At 32.2% G+C, this 14,687-nt stretch carries 15 protein-coding genes; 14 read left to right on the forward strand and 1 reads right to left on the reverse strand.

Features of this window, described 5'->3' with window-relative positions:
- Nucleotides 1-43 precede the first annotated feature (43 nt).
- The 12 genes from priA (at nt 44) to ACREV6_RS05210 (ending at nt 12,033) form a co-directional block, all read left to right on the forward strand.
- Nucleotides 44-2,245 carry a primosomal protein N' gene (priA, locus tag ACREV6_RS05155; RefSeq protein WP_431576944.1) on the forward strand — a complete coding sequence of 734 codons (2,202 nt, stop codon included), beginning with the start codon at nt 44-46 and terminating at the stop codon, nt 2,243-2,245.
- A gap of 19 nt (nt 2,246-2,264) precedes the next feature.
- On the forward strand, nt 2,265-2,717 hold the full coding sequence (gene def, locus ACREV6_RS05160) for a peptide deformylase (RefSeq protein WP_431576945.1): 453 nt from the start codon (nt 2,265-2,267) through the stop codon (nt 2,715-2,717).
- A gap of 1 nt (nt 2,718) precedes the next feature.
- A complete protein-coding gene (gene fmt / locus ACREV6_RS05165; RefSeq protein WP_431576946.1) occupies nt 2,719-3,648 on the forward strand; it encodes a methionyl-tRNA formyltransferase in 930 nt (309 codons plus the stop codon).
- A gap of 15 nt (nt 3,649-3,663) precedes the next feature.
- Complete coding sequence (locus ACREV6_RS05170) at nt 3,664-4,341, forward strand: zinc metallopeptidase (RefSeq protein WP_431576947.1); 678 nt, start codon at nt 3,664-3,666, stop codon at nt 4,339-4,341.
- Between the two features lie 28 nt (nt 4,342-4,369).
- On the forward strand, nt 4,370-5,698 hold the full coding sequence (gene rsmB, locus ACREV6_RS05175; RefSeq protein WP_431576948.1) for a 16S rRNA (cytosine(967)-C(5))-methyltransferase RsmB: 1,329 nt from the start codon (nt 4,370-4,372) through the stop codon (nt 5,696-5,698).
- A gap of 20 nt (nt 5,699-5,718) precedes the next feature.
- Complete coding sequence (gene rlmN, locus ACREV6_RS05180) at nt 5,719-6,765, forward strand: dual-specificity RNA methyltransferase RlmN (RefSeq protein WP_431576949.1); 1,047 nt, start codon at nt 5,719-5,721, stop codon at nt 6,763-6,765.
- Nucleotides 6,766-6,767: 2 nt separating this feature from the next.
- Nucleotides 6,768-7,514 (forward strand): Stp1/IreP family PP2C-type Ser/Thr phosphatase, encoded by a 747-nt coding sequence (locus ACREV6_RS05185; RefSeq protein ID WP_431576950.1) that lies wholly within the window; start codon nt 6,768-6,770, stop codon nt 7,512-7,514.
- The gene (gene pknB / locus ACREV6_RS05190) at nt 7,489-9,387 is read left to right on the forward strand and encodes a Stk1 family PASTA domain-containing Ser/Thr kinase (protein ID WP_431576951.1); all 1,899 of its coding nucleotides are present in this window, start codon (nt 7,489-7,491) and stop codon (nt 9,385-9,387) included. The genes ACREV6_RS05185 and pknB overlap by 26 nt, the downstream gene beginning before the upstream one ends.
- Nucleotides 9,388-9,453: 66 nt before the next feature.
- Nucleotides 9,454-10,323, forward strand: a complete 870-nt coding sequence (gene rsgA / locus ACREV6_RS05195; RefSeq protein WP_431576952.1) for a ribosome small subunit-dependent GTPase A — start codon at nt 9,454-9,456, stop codon at nt 10,321-10,323.
- Entirely contained in the window at nt 10,320-10,970 is a 651-nt protein-coding gene (gene rpe / locus ACREV6_RS05200; protein WP_431576953.1) for a ribulose-phosphate 3-epimerase, read from the forward strand. The genes rsgA and rpe overlap by 4 nt, the downstream gene beginning before the upstream one ends.
- Before the next feature lie 132 nt (nt 10,971-11,102).
- On the forward strand, nt 11,103-11,738 hold the full coding sequence (locus ACREV6_RS05205) for a thiamine diphosphokinase (protein WP_431576954.1): 636 nt from the start codon (nt 11,103-11,105) through the stop codon (nt 11,736-11,738).
- A gap of 124 nt (nt 11,739-11,862) precedes the next feature.
- The gene (locus tag ACREV6_RS05210) at nt 11,863-12,033 is read left to right on the forward strand and encodes a hypothetical protein (RefSeq protein ID WP_431576955.1); all 171 of its coding nucleotides are present in this window, start codon (nt 11,863-11,865) and stop codon (nt 12,031-12,033) included.
- Nucleotides 12,034-12,237: 204 nt separating this feature from the next.
- Here ACREV6_RS05210 and rpmB read toward each other — a convergent pair whose 3' ends face one another.
- Nucleotides 12,238-12,429 carry a 50S ribosomal protein L28 gene (rpmB, locus tag ACREV6_RS05215; protein ID WP_164955744.1) on the reverse strand — a complete coding sequence of 64 codons (192 nt, stop codon included), beginning with the start codon at nt 12,427-12,429 and terminating at the stop codon, nt 12,238-12,240.
- A 197-nt stretch (nt 12,430-12,626) separates the two neighbouring features.
- Here rpmB and ACREV6_RS05220 point away from each other — a divergent pair, with 197 nt between their 5' ends.
- Nucleotides 12,627-12,977: an Asp23/Gls24 family envelope stress response protein gene (locus ACREV6_RS05220; protein ID WP_431576956.1), complete on the forward strand. Its 351-nt coding sequence runs from the start codon at nt 12,627-12,629 to the stop codon at nt 12,975-12,977.
- Between the two features lie 13 nt (nt 12,978-12,990).
- A complete protein-coding gene (locus tag ACREV6_RS05225) occupies nt 12,991-14,637 on the forward strand; it encodes a DAK2 domain-containing protein (protein ID WP_431576957.1) in 1,647 nt (548 codons plus the stop codon).
- The last annotated feature ends 50 nt before the right edge of the window (nt 14,638-14,687 follow it).

A 14,687-nucleotide genomic window follows, 5' to 3' on the forward strand; every position in this document is an offset into this window, starting at 1 on the left:
CTTTTTTATATTATAGAAAATTATAAATTAAAAGGGTGATTGTGTGTATCAGTATGCTGGAGTTGTGGTGAATAACGATTCTGTTCAAGTAGATAAGGTTTTCACATATAAGATACCTATTAGTTTAATAGGGAAAGTCCTTTTAGGATTTAGGGTAAAAGTACCATTTGGCAGAGGAAATAAAACATTAGATGCTTTTGTTTTAGAACTCTATGAAGACTGTGATAATGTGAATAAAATTAAGGATATAGCTAGCGTTTGTGATGAAATGCCATTGCTTAGATTAACTGACATTGAACTTGTAAAGATTATGAAAAAAAAGTACCTCTGTACATATTTAGAGTGTATAAAGGTTATTATTCCAAGAGGCATAACAAAAGGTATAAAGAAAAAGACTATGCAAGTGTTGATTGTAAGTAAGGAGCTAGAAGGGAAATTTTTAAAGCAGCCTTATAAAAATATTTATGACTTAATACAATTGAATAATATGAAATATAATAAAAATGAATTCAGTAAAAATTTCAATCAGTCACTGTCCTCAATTAATACCATGATTAAATATGGATTCCTAACCACTCAGGAGATTACAATTAATAGATATAGTGAAAAAAACTATTCTAGATACGAAGAAAAAGTATTAAATGACAAACAGCAGCAATCTGTAGATTTTATTATAAATTCTAAAAAGAAAAAATTTTTGATGCATGGAGTTACAGGTAGTGGAAAGACTGAAATATATATGAATTTGGTTAGTTATATGTTAAAAGAGAATAAACAATCTATAATTTTGATACCAGAAATATCACTAACACCTCAAATGGTAGAGCGGTTTAAAGGCCGATTTGGACGTGATATAGCAGTTTTTCATAGTAGGTTATCAGATGGTGAACGATTTGATGAATGGATGAGAGTAAAGTTTGGTAGTGTTAAAATAGCCATTGGTGCAAGATCGGCTATATTTCTTCCCTTTGAAAACTTAGGATTAATTGTTATAGATGAGGAACACGAACTCAGTTATAAATCGGATAGTGACCCCAAATTCGATGCTCGTGAAATAGCCTATATGAAGTGTGAGCTAGAAAATTGTAAGTTATTACTTGGGTCAGCCACTCCCTCTATTGAAAGCTATTACAGGGCTTCCATAAAGGAATTAGAATTGATTACTATTAATGATAGGGCGGATGGTGCGGCCATGCCCAAAGTAGAAATTGTTGATATGCGAGAAGAGCTCATGAATGGCAACCGTTCAATGTTTAGTAGGTTACTACACGAAGGTATTATCGAGGCTCTAAGTAAAAAAGAGCAGGTGATATTATTTTTAAATAGAAGAGGTTTCTCAACCTTTGTGTCTTGTAGAAAATGTGGATACGTTTTTAAATGTAAAAAATGCGATATCTCATTAACTTACCATAATTCAGGGGAGTACTTAACTTGCCATTACTGCGGTGAGAAAGAAAAAATTAGTAAAACTTGCCCTAGTTGTGGAAGTAGTTATGTGAAATATTTTGGAGTTGGGACGGAAAAAATTGAACAAGAAATTAATAGAATTTTTCCAAGTGCAAAAACTCTAAGAATGGATTTTGATACAACACGGAATAAAAATTCTTATGAATATATATATAATACCTTTAAAAACAGAGAGGCAGATATTTTAATTGGAACTCAAATGGTGGCTAAAGGATTAGATTTTGAAAATGTTACTTTGGTAGGGGTAATAGCTGCAGACTTATCCTTAAATTTACCTGATTTCAGGGCGTTTGAGCGAACATTTCAGCTTCTAACTCAAGTTTCCGGAAGATCTGGTAGAGGTAAAAAAGAAGGCAGCGTGGTTATTCAGACATACAGTGCAGATAATACTACTATACAATATGCAGCAGCTAATGATTATGATAGTTTCTATAAAAATGAAATAATGATGAGAAAAGCTATGGATTATCCACCTTTTACAAGAATTCTAGTCATAACTATGAGTTCTGAGAATGAAAATTTGTTAATAAAAAGTATACAAAATGTTGGCATAAATTTAAAATATAAGCTTGAAAATAATGATAAAATTACATTACTTGGACCATGTCCTTGTGGGATTTCTAAAATTAAAAATTTCTACAGGTGGCAGATTATAATTAAAGGAAATATTGAAGAAAACACAGCGCAAAATATAAAGAATTTAGTTTATGAATTAGTTAAAGATGTTTATACTAGTATAAGGGTTAGTATAGATATTAATCCTAGCAGCATGTTTTAATTACAAGGAGGTTTTGGTTATGGCTATAAGAACAATTAGAAACTATGGCGATGAATTATTAAGAAAAAAAAGCAGAGTGGTAGATGAAATTAACCCAAGAATATTATTATTAATTAAAGATATGAAAGAAACTATGTACAATTCTAAAGGTATAGGTCTTGCAGCACCACAGGTTGGAATTTTAAAGAGAGTAATAGTTATTGATGTTGGAAATGGACCTATGGCACTTATTAATCCGGAAATATTAGAAATGCAGGGTTCAAGCATAGCTAATGAAGGATGCCTAAGCATACCAGGGGTACAAAAAAATGTAGAGAGGCCTGAAAAAGTAGCAGTAAAGGCAATAAACGAAAATGGTGAAGAGATAATAATAAACGGAGAAGGTCTTCTTGCAAGAGCTCTCTGTCATGAGATCGATCATTTAGATGGTGTTTTATTTGTAGATAAAGCGATAGATGAAGAGGAGAAATAATATGAAGATAATTTTTATGGGTACACCAGAATTTTCTGCAACCGCCCTTCAAGAACTTATAAATGAGTTCCAGGTTTCAGCAGTTTTTACTCAACCAGATAGACCTAAAGGTAGAGGAAAAAATCTAGCAATGTCCGCGGTTAAAATATTAGCCAGCTCCTATGATATACCCGTATATCAACCTTTAAAACTTAAGAAAAATGAGGAAATGATAGAGCTAATAAAAAACTTAAAACCAGATTTTATTGTAGTAGTAGCTTTTGGTCAAATCCTCCCAAAAGAAATATTAGATATTCCCAGGTACGGATGTATAAATTTGCATGCATCATTATTACCAAAATATAGAGGCGCTGCTCCTATAAATTGGTGTATAATTGATGGTGAGTCTAAAAGTGGAAATACAACTATGCTTATGGACGTTGGTCTTGACACAGGAGATATACTTTTAACAGAGGAAATAGAACTTACAAATACTATTACTGCCGGTGAATTGCATGATATTCTTAGCAGCAGTGGTGGCCAGCTTTTAATTAAAACAATAAATGGTATAGTAAATAATAAAATAGAGCCAGTTAAACAAGAAAATGAGCTTAGCTCCTATGCATCCATGCTAGGCAAGGAAATGGCTGTGATAAACTGGGAGCAAAGTAGCGCAAGTATTCACAATTTCATAAGAGGATTAAATCCATGGCCCATTGCATATACTCATTATGAGGATAAGGTAATGAAAATATATAAATCAAGAGTGATAAACGAGCAGTCAAATAAAAGTAGTGGAAGTATTATAGAGGTTTCAAAAGAGGGATTAAAGGTATCCACGGGTAGTGGTGTTTTACTTATTGAAGAGATACAATTCCCAGGTAAAAAACCCCTAAAAGTTAAAGACTATATAATAGGAAATAAGATAGAGGAAGGTGCGGTTTTAAAATAAAGAGAGGTGAAGTATATGTTCTTTTTTGATAGTACTATGATTATATTACTACCAGCTATAATTATATCGGCCTTAGCACAGTTTAAAATTAAGTCATCTTTTAGTAAATACTCAAAGGTAAATAGTGCAAATGGTTATACGGGAGCACAGGTAGCTAGAATGTTACTAGATGATGGTGGTCTTTTTGACATACCGGTAGAGCTGGTGCGTGGAAAACTTACTGATCATTATGACCCTTCTAAACGAGTTATGAGGCTCTCCCAGGAGGTATATAATGGTACTTCGGTTGCTGCTATAGGAGTTGCTGCTCATGAAACAGGGCATGCGATTCAAGATAAAGAAAATTATGCACCTTTAAAAATAAGGAACGCAATAGTGCCGGTAGTTAATTTTAGCTCTAATGCATCTTGGGTACTATTTTTATTAGGAATAATTTTAAGTGTTCAGCCTTTAATATTTGTTGGTATTATATTATTTTCGGCCGTGGTAGTATTTCAGTTAATTACGCTGCCCGTTGAATTTAATGCATCTAGTAGGGCACTTACAATTTTAGAATCTAAAAGTATACTCTATGGAGATGAAATAAAAGGAGCTAAATCAGTATTAAGTGCAGCAGCTATGACGTACTTATCTGCAGCACTTATGGCAATTTCTCAGCTTATACGTCTTATTTTATTAAGTCGCGATAGATAAAAATCAAATAGAAAATTGAGGTAATAGCATGAATAATAGTAGGTTAGTAGCAATTGTAGTTATAGAAAAAGTAATAAATGAAAGTGCTTATTCTAATATAGTTTTAGGCATGGAACTTAATAAATCAGATTTAAATGATAAAGATAAAGCACTAGTTACAGAGATAGTTTATGGTACTTTAAAATATAAATATACTATAGATAAAATACTCAGTAGATTTATAAAAAAAGGTTTCGAATCCTTAGATAGTTTTGTTTTAAACATACTTAGAATATCGGTTTATCAAATTAGGTTTTTAGATAAAGTCCCAAGCTTTGCTGTGGTTAGTGAGGCTGTAAACTTAACAAAAAAGATGAGTAATGCTGGAGCCGCACAACTTGTTAATGGAGTACTTAGAAACTATCTAAGGGGCGACAACGCAGCCTACTATAATGAAAAAAATGATATTGAAAGATTATGTTTTGAGTATTCCTTCACTAAGGCTTTAGTTAAACTATTTATAAAGCAATATGGTATTGAAACCGCTGAGGAAATTCTAAGTGGTTTAAATCAAAAACCAGATGTTACAGTTAGAGTTAACACTCTGAAATTAACTTATGAAGAAATATGGGAAAAACTTATAGAAAATGGTTATAATATAGAAAAGGGCTACGCGTGTTCTGACGCAATACGAATTATAAAAGGTAAAAATATAGAGAATAACCTTTTATTTAATGAAGGAAGCATAACGGTTCAGGATGAAAGTGCAATGCTCACAGCTCATTCTATGGAACTTTTGCTAAATCTAGAAGTATTAGATCTTTGTAGTGCTCCGGGTGGTAAAACTACACACATTGCAGAAATTATGAGGAATACAGGACATATTTCTGCATTTGATTTACATGAAAATAAGTTGCCATTAATAAAACAAAATTTAAATAGAATAGGAATTGTAAATACAAGTTGTGAGGTTATGGACGCTAGGATTTATGATCCGAGTCTTTTGGAATCCGCAGATAGGGTGCTTATTGATGTACCTTGTTCTGGGCTTGGAATTATTAGAAAAAAACCTGAGATAAAGTGGAGTAAGCATATAAAAAACATAGAGGATATAGTGACTACGCAAAGAAAAATAATGGAGAATGCTTGTAAATACCTAAAAAAAGGTGGAGTGCTTGTATACTCTACATGCACCCTTAATAAGGAAGAAAATGAAGGCAATATTGATTGGTTTATAGAAAATCATCCAGAGTTTAAAATTCAGCCAGTATTTTATGGAGATCTGAAGAATATAAACTATAGTGATAAGGGGTATGTAACTATATTGCCAAATGAGTACATGGATGGGTTTTTTATAGCCAAAATCCTAAAATTATAAAATGGTGGTAGGTGTATAAAATGACAAATATTTTAGATTTAAATTTAGCAGAGCTAAAGCAATGGATGAAATGTAATTCCGAAAGTGAATTTAGAGCTAAACAAGTTTCAGACTGGATTTATAAGGGGATTTGGCAATTTGAAAATATGAATAATATTCCACAAGGTACAAGAGAAAAACTTAAAAGTGATTTTTATATAGGAATACCGGAGCTTGTAGAAGAATATACTTCAAAAATAAACGATACACGAAAATACCTTTTTGCACTAAATGATGGTAATTTAATTGAGTGCGTTGTTATGAAATATAAACATGGAAATTCTATATGCATATCTACTCAAGTTGGATGCAGGATGGGATGTAAATTTTGTGCTTCTACCATTGGGGGACTTATTAGAAACCTAACAACGGGAGAAATGTTATCTCAAATAATGAAATCACAGCAGCTAATTGGCGAGAGAATTTCTAATGTTGTACTAATGGGAAGTGGGGAGCCCTTTGATAATTTTGAAAATGTAATAAAATTTCTAGATATTGTGAATTCAGAAAATGGACTTAATATTGGTCAAAGACATATAACTATTTCTACTTGTGGTATTGTACCAAAAATAAAAGAGTTTGCAGATATTGATATGCAAACAACACTGGCTATTTCACTTCACGCAGCTACAGATGAAATTAGAATAAGGAGCATGCCTATTGCAAATAAATATTCTATTGCAGAAATTATTGATGCATGCAGGTATTATATAAATAAAACTAATAGAAGAATAACTTTTGAATATGCGCTTGTAGCAGATCTTAATGATAGTTTTCTAGATGCGGAAAAATTAAGTATTTTACTAGAGGGTATGTTATGCCATGTTAATTTGATCCCAGTTAATGAGATAAAAGAGAATGAGTTAAAAAGATCTTCAAATGAGGCAGTTTATAAATTTAAGAGTGTACTTGAAGCTAATAATATTCAGACAACAATAAGGCGCGAAATGGGACTGGATATTAATGCAGCATGTGGACAACTTAGGCGAAGCTATATCAAAGGGAATAATGTAAATGAGGGGGTGTAGAAATGCTGGGGGTTTTATCAGATGTTGGAAATGTTAGAAAAACAAATGAAGACTCTGTAGGTTATTTTGAAGGTAGTGATTTTGAAATTTATGCTGTAGCAGATGGTATGGGGGGACACAATGCAGGAGAGGTTGCAAGTGAACTGGCTATTAAGGTTATAATAGAGTATGTAAAGGCCAATCAACATGGCTCCGATCTAAAAGAAGTTCTTTCAGAAGGAATAAAATCTGCAAATAAGAAAATTTATGATGTGGCAAGTGAGAGTGATGCCCTGAGTGGCATGGGTACAACAATAACAATTTGTTTTAAAAAGCAAGATAAGATGGTTGTTGCAAATGTAGGTGATAGTAGTTGTTATGTTATTGATAATAAAAGAAAGTTATCAAAAATTACAAGAGATCATTCACTTGTACAACAACTTTTAGATAATGGTACTATTACTGAAGAAAAAGCTAGAAATCATCCAAATAAAAATATAATTACAAGGGCGCTTGGAACAAATGAGACGGTAGAAGTAGATTTATTTGATGTGGATTTGACTAATGTAATTAAGTGTATCTTATGTACAGATGGTCTTACTAATGATGTGACTTATGATGAAATGTATGATATTATTATGAAAAATGACAATGACTCTAGCTGCAAAATGTTAGTGGATTTAAGCAAATCTAAGGGTGGACGCGATAACATTTCAGTTATCGTATTTGAAGGAGAGTGCAGAGATGATAGGAACCATGTTAGGGAGTAGATACGAACTCCTTGAAAAAATTGGAGAAGGTGGAATGGCGATAGTTTATAAAGCTAAGTGTCATCTGCTTAATCGTTATGTTGCTGTAAAAATACTAAAAGAAGAATTCTCAAATAATATAGATTTTATGGAAAAGTTTAAGAAAGAGGCTGCTTCTGCAGCTAGTCTTTCATCAAATTATATAGTTAATATTTATGATGTTGGTCAAGAGAATGACATTAACTATATTGTAATGGAATATATAAAAGGTAAAACACTAAAGCAAGTTATACTTCAAAATGGTAGCATGAATAATAGCCAGGTAATAGATTATGGTATTCAAATTGCAAAAGCGCTTCAGTGTGCTCATAAAAATAACATTATACATAGGGACATAAAACCGCATAATATATTAGTGACTGAAGATGGAACAGTGAAAGTTACAGATTTTGGTATAGCCAAAGCTTCTAGTTCTGTAACTATAACTAATACTAGTACAGTAATGGGATCAGCTCATTATTTTTCGCCAGAACAAGCTAAAGCAAGTTTTGTAGATTGCAGAACGGATATTTATTCTTTTGGAATAGTGCTTTATGAGATGGTCACAGGGAGAGTGCCTTATGATGCAGAAAGTCCTGTATCCGTAGCCTTAAAGCATATACAAGAGCCGGTTGTGCCACCTAAGGACATAAATGATAATGTTCCTGAAAATTTAAATAAATTAATACTAAAAGCAATAGAGAAGGAACCTATAAAAAGATATCAAACTGCCAATGAAATGCTTTTAGATTTACAAAGGATACAAAAGAATAGTGAGTATACTATAGCAACAAATACCATGGAAAATGAATATACTAGGGTTATGGCACCTGTAAATGTAGATGATTATGAAAAACCAGAGGTATCTAAAAATGAAAACCCCAAAATTAATAAAAAAAATAAAACAAAGATAATAGTATCTGTTGCAGTAATTTTATTAATTGTACTAATAAGTGTTTTCGGCATAGTATATAAAGGTATTCTTTCCGGTAATAAAAAGGGAGGCAAAGTCGCTCAAATATTGGTGCCTAAAATTATCGGGTTAGATAAAGGTGAAGCAAAAACGTTAGTTGAAGAAAAGGGTTTGATTTTTACAGAGATTGGAGAAGAAAATAGTGAAAAACCCAAAGGTACGGTGCTAGATTGTTCTCCAAAGGAAGGAACAGAAATAGAACCTAATAAAGAAGTAAGAGTTAGGGTGAGTAAAGGGCTAGAGAGTATCCCAGTTCCTGATGTTAAAGAGCTAGACAAAATTTCAGCTAAAGCTAATATTGAAGAAAAGGGTTTGGTATTAGGTGAGGTTAAACCTGAATTCAGTGATTCCTATGCTAGTGGAATAGTAATAAGGCAAGATCCAAATGCAGGAAGTTCAGCAAAAAAAGGTGACAAAGTAAATTTAGTAATAAGCAAGGGAGCAGAATTTAAATCAACAATTGTTCCGAATTTATTTGGAAAATCTCTAAATGAGGCACAAGGATTATTGCAAAATTCAAATTTAAAATTAGGTGATAAAAACGAAATAGAAACTAATGATAAAGCACAGGATGGTAAAATTTCCAGTCAAACAATTGCTGCAAATACAAGAGTTGAGCAAGGTACTCCTGTAGGTATTAGTATTTACAAGTATAAAGAACCACCAAAAGAGCAAGTTAAAGTTCCGGACTTTATAGGAAAAACAGTTAAAGATGCAAAAGAGTTAGCTGCAGCAAATGATATAACTTTAAAAGCTCCTGGTAAGGATGAAGATATCATTGATACGCAAGATAAGGATCCAGGGACTAAGGTAAATGTTGGAGATACTATAACACTAACGTCTAAGGCTGTGGCTCCAGTAACGCCGCCAACTGCGCAATAAAAATATAAGTTAAACATATGAAATATATTTAAAAGTACTAAATTAAATATAAACATTGGAGGATATATGCAAGGAGTAATCATAAAAGGTGTAGGCGGATTATATTTTGTAAAAGTAGAAGATAAAGTTATTCAATGTAAGGCAAGAGGAAAGTTCAGGTATGCTGGACTTTCCCCTGTTATTGGTGATAAAGTAGAAATAATGCTGGAGGTAGACGAGAGCAAAGGTGTAATCGAAAAAATTTTTGAAAGAGATAATGAGATGATACGCCCAGTAGTTGCTAATGTTACTCAAGCTTTTGTAGTTTTTGCTTTTAAACAACCGGATTTAAATATGGATTTGCTCAATAAATTCCTAGTGCTTTGTGAATTTTATAAGTTAAAGATAGTTCTTTGTTTAAATAAGCTAGATTTAGTTGAAGAAGTAAATGAGGACCTTATAAAAGAATTAAAGAGTGTGGGATGTGATATAGTATTTTTAAAAGCAAAAGAGGGTGAAGGCCTTGAAGAGCTTAAAACAAAAATAAAAAATAATATTAGTGTTTTTTGTGGACCTTCTGGAGTTGGAAAATCAACTATACTCAATAATATAGTTGGAAGAGAAGCTATGATAACCGGGGATATAAGTAAGAAATCCCAAAAGGGTAAGCACACCACAAGGCACAGTGAACTTATTGAATATGAAGAAGGATTTTTGCTGGATACTCCAGGATTTTCCTCTTTAAGTTTAGATTTCATAGACAAAGAACAATTACAATACTGTTTTCCGGAATTTGAAAAACATAGATGTGAATGTAGGTTTTCTAATTGTATGCATTATAAGGAACCTAACTGCAGAGTTAAAGAAGCTGTAGAGCATAAGGAAATTTACGAGGACAGGTATAAATTTTATGTAAAAACATTAGAAGAAATTATTGCTAGGGGGAATAGAAAATGATTAAAATATCACCATCTATATTGTCAGCGGATTTTTCAAGGCTAGGAGAACATATAAAGCAGCTAGATGCATATGGTGCTGATATGATTCATATTGATGTAATGGATGGTATGTTCGTGCCTAATATTTCTTTTGGTATTCCAATTATTAAGAGTATTAGGAAACTAACAAAATTACCATTTGATGTGCATCTTATGATTGAAGAACCATCTAGATACGTAGAAGATTTTGCAAAGGCCGGAGCTGACATTATAACTGTTCATTATGAAGCAGATAGGCATATTGATAGAACTATTAATTACATAAAAAGTTTTGGGGTTAAAGCAGGAGTTGCATTAAATCCTGCTACACCTGTGGACTCTATTAAACATTTAATAAGTAACCTTGATATGGTACTTATTATGTCTGTAAACCCTGGCTTTGGTGGGCAGAAATATATTAAATATTGTTCAGACAAAATTAAAGAAGTGAGAGCTCTTGCAGATATTTATAATAAAGACCTTATGATTCAAGTGGATGGTGGAATTGATGGGGTTAATATTTCTGAAGTTGCGCGTAGTGGTGCTAATGTAATTGTAGCTGGGTCCGCTATATTTAAGAATGATGAAATTGAGAAAAATATAAAAGAATTAAGAACTGGTATTTAACGACATTTCAGAAGGGAAATCTCTTATAACAATAAGTCGGGACTAATATCTTAGTAAAAATAAAACTTTAGGGTGGTTCTAAACATACTTCTGAAGTCGTTGAAAATACAGCACCGAAGGTGATGATTTAACATGAAGGTCATAATAATATCAGGTGGGAATCCACCGCCTCTGGAATTTATTTTAAAGGAAATTACAGAAGATACATTTTTAATTGGAGCTGATAGTGGGGCTAATTGTCTGTATGATTACAATATAGAGCCTGATTTATTAGTAGGAGATTTTGATTCCATTGATAAAGTGGCATTTGATTATTTTAAAAAAGGCAAATGTATTATAGATATTTATCCTACAGAAAAAGATTTTACTGATACTGAAATTGCAGTTAAAAAAGCTCTCTGCATGAAACCAAATGAAATAGTATTTTTGGGATGTACGGGGAGTAGAATTGATCATTTGCTTGGGAATATTGGAATGCTGAGAATTTGCTTGGAAAATGGGGTTAACGCTTGCGTAAAGGATGGAAACAATGAGGTTAGGTTAGTTAGTGCCTCCACATTATTAAGTGGCTCTGTGGGGCAGATATTCTCTCTGCAACCTTATGGTGATGAAATAATTGGATTAACCATTAAGGGCGCGAAATATCCACTAAATAATTATAATTTGAAAATTGGCCAGAGCATAACTATTTCAAATGAGTTTGTAGCGCCTCAGGTTGAACTTAAATTTAAATCTGGGACCCTAATGATAATATTATCATCAGATTAATATCTTTATAAAAACTATTTTTTTATTGATAATCTCAATAAAAAAATAGTTTTTTTTATTTTTGCAACATTAATGACAGTAAATCATATAATAATATTGGAATACTTTGGGAGGGTAATAACTTATGAAAAAGTATTATAAGTGTTTTGGAAATCAGCTTGGAGTGATCCTTGCATGCGTAGGCATAGGGATTATATCAGTAGTAATAGTTCCATTTTGGTGGTGGCTAATTGCTGCGGGAGGAGGAATTGTTTATTGTGGCTTTACTATAATGAATCACAACAATCATTGTTAATGATATGAAGATAGATGGGTGCTCTATAGTTCATGTTTGGGGGGGAAGAAAGATGAAAATTATGGCTATTAAATTACCTAGGTTTATGTCTCGAATAATAAAATTTTTTTTTAGAAAATAACATAGAAAAGCTCATAATGAGAGTAATATTAATGTAATTAATATAAAAAATGCAGCTTTTCAGCTGCATTTTTTATTTCCTAATTATATAGCACGTTGTACTTTTCCTGAACGAAGACATCTAGTACATACATGTATAGATTTAGGCGTTCCGCTAACTATAGCTTTAACTTTTTGGATATTTGGAGCCCATTTTCTCTTTGATTGACGGTGTGAGTGACTATATTGAACACCAGAAATAACACCTTTATCGCATATTTCGCATTTTCTTGACAATGAAAACACCTCCTTAAGACTAATAAGAAAAAAAAATTTCTCAATTGAAACACGCATTATTGTAACATAGATACTACTACTCTTGCAAGTGGAATACAGAATTATTAGTAAGTAAAGTAATTTAATAATTAATTTTCTTGAATAAATTAGCTTTATAATATAAAATAATCTATATAGCGTTATAAGGAGGAATTACAATGAAAGGTAACATTACGAGCGAGAATGGTATTATATATTATTCAGAGGAATCGTTAGCTAATATAGTTGGCATTTCTACAATGGAGTGTTATGGAGTTGTGGGAATGGCATTAAAAGATGCTAAGGATGGATTTTGGCAATTGCTTAAAAGTGACGGTTTAAATAAAGGAGTTAAAATTCATTCTAAGGAAAATCAACTATATATTGAACTCTATATAATAGTTGAATATGGCACAAAAATCTCTGTAATTGCAAATAATATAATTCAAAAAATAAGATATAATGTTGAAAATTATACAGGACTAAAAGTGGCAGCAATAACAGTAAACGTACAAGGTGTAAGGGTTTAAGGGGGTAACGACATTGGAATACTTAAAAATTAATGGACAACATTTCCGTAATATGGTAATTAATGCATCTAATAGGTTAGAAGATCAAAAAGAATACGTAAACGCGCTTAATGTATTTCCAGTTCCAGATGGAGATACAGGTACTAATATGTCAATGACATTTAAGGCTGCAGTGTGTGAAATTGAAAATATGTCAACTACATCTATTAGTGAAATATCGCAAAAGATAGCTAGAGGCGCACTGATGGGTGCAAGAGGTAATTCAGGCGTTATACTATCACAAATATTTAGAGGCATAGGAAAAGGCCTAGAAGGTAAAGATGAGGTTACTTCTGAAGAGTTTGCTAAAAGTATTTTAGAAGGTGCCACTTTTGCATATAAGGCTGTTATGAGACCTACTGAAGGAACTATTTTAACAATAATTAAAGCTGCTGGTGAAAGTGCGGTTAATAGTGAAGCAACTGATGTAGTTACACTTATGGAGGAAGTTTGCAAGGATAGTGAAATTATGCTAGATAAAACTCCAGATATGCTGCAAGCATTAAAAGAGGCAAAAGTTGTTGATGCAGGTGGTATGGGACTTTTAATAATATTTAAGGGAATGCATGAAGCTTTAAAAAATAATATGCAAGCTACCATTAATAAATCAGATAAGCAAAGTAGTAAATCAGATAGCATAATACCACCTACAACTACAGATATGCCTGTAGACATAAAGTATGGGTACTGTACTGAATTATTAGTTATTGCTGAAAATGTGGATACTAATGAATTAAAGACTTACTTAGAAAAACATGGAGACTCCATGGTTGTGGTGACGCAAGATGAATTTCTTAAAATTCATATACACACAAATGATCCAGGTCTAGTGCTTTCAAAAGCAGTAAAACTAGGTGAGCTTTCTAAGATAAAAATTGAAAATATGAGAGAGCAACATAGAAATTTATTAGGAATTCAAGAGGAAGTAGCTGAGCAATCCGCTGAAGAGAATACCATTGAAAATAAAAAATATGGATTTGTGTCTGTTGCACTTGGTGAAGGCATTAAAAATATTTTTCAGGATTTAGGTGTGGATGTTGTAATAGAGGGCGGCCAAACTATGAATCCAAGTACACAAGATATATTAGATAGTATTAATAAAATTAATGCGGATAATATATTTGTATTACCTAATAATAAAAATATACTTATGGCAGCATTGCAAGCGGTGGAACTGTCAGATAAAAATGTAATAGTTATTCCATCTAAAACTATTCCTCAAGGAATAACTGCCGTAACAATGTTTAATGCAGAAGTTAGTGTAGAAGAAAATGAACATACACTAAAAGAAGCAATTAAAAATGTTGTAACCGCTTCTGTGACCTATGCAGTTAAAGACACTGAATCTGATGGTAAAATAATAAAACAAGGTAATATACTAGGTTTAGTTGAGAACAAAATTAAAGAAGTTGGAACAGATATTTACAAAGTTTGCACCGATGTTATAGATAGTATGATTACTGAAGATAGCGAACTTGTTACGATTTTCTATGGTGAAGATTGTATAATAAGTGAAGTGGAATCATTTATTTCCGAGTTAGAGAATAAATATCCAAATATAGACGTTCAACATTACAATGGAAAACAGCCACTATATTATTTTATTGCTTCAGTTGAATAAAAGCCCTAGGGCTTTTTTTCTTAGGTACATTAATTAAAATCTTATTTTTG

It is taken from the genome of Clostridium sp., from assembly GCF_050717515.1.
GTDB lineage: Bacteria > Bacillota > Clostridia > Clostridiales > Clostridiaceae > Clostridium_AD.

Coding starts and splice junctions, on each gene's coding strand:
- def (WP_431576945.1), top strand. CDS start 2,265: ATGGCTATAAGAACAATTAGAAACTATGGCGATGAATTATTAAGAAAA.
- fmt (WP_431576946.1), top strand. CDS start 2,719: ATGAAGATAATTTTTATGGGTACACCAGAATTTTCTGCAACCGCCCTT.
- ACREV6_RS05170 (WP_431576947.1), top strand. CDS start 3,664: ATGTTCTTTTTTGATAGTACTATGATTATATTACTACCAGCTATAATT.
- rsmB (WP_431576948.1), top strand. CDS start 4,370: ATGAATAATAGTAGGTTAGTAGCAATTGTAGTTATAGAAAAAGTAATA.
- rlmN (WP_431576949.1), top strand. CDS start 5,719: ATGACAAATATTTTAGATTTAAATTTAGCAGAGCTAAAGCAATGGATG.
- ACREV6_RS05185 (WP_431576950.1), top strand. CDS start 6,768: ATGCTGGGGGTTTTATCAGATGTTGGAAATGTTAGAAAAACAAATGAA.
- pknB (WP_431576951.1), top strand. CDS start 7,489: ATGATAGGAACCATGTTAGGGAGTAGATACGAACTCCTTGAAAAAATT.
- rsgA (WP_431576952.1), top strand. CDS start 9,454: ATGCAAGGAGTAATCATAAAAGGTGTAGGCGGATTATATTTTGTAAAA.
- rpe (WP_431576953.1), top strand. CDS start 10,320: ATGATTAAAATATCACCATCTATATTGTCAGCGGATTTTTCAAGGCTA.
- ACREV6_RS05205 (WP_431576954.1), top strand. CDS start 11,103: ATGAAGGTCATAATAATATCAGGTGGGAATCCACCGCCTCTGGAATTT.
- ACREV6_RS05210 (WP_431576955.1), top strand. CDS start 11,863: ATGAAAAAGTATTATAAGTGTTTTGGAAATCAGCTTGGAGTGATCCTT.
- ACREV6_RS05220 (WP_431576956.1), top strand. CDS start 12,627: ATGAAAGGTAACATTACGAGCGAGAATGGTATTATATATTATTCAGAG.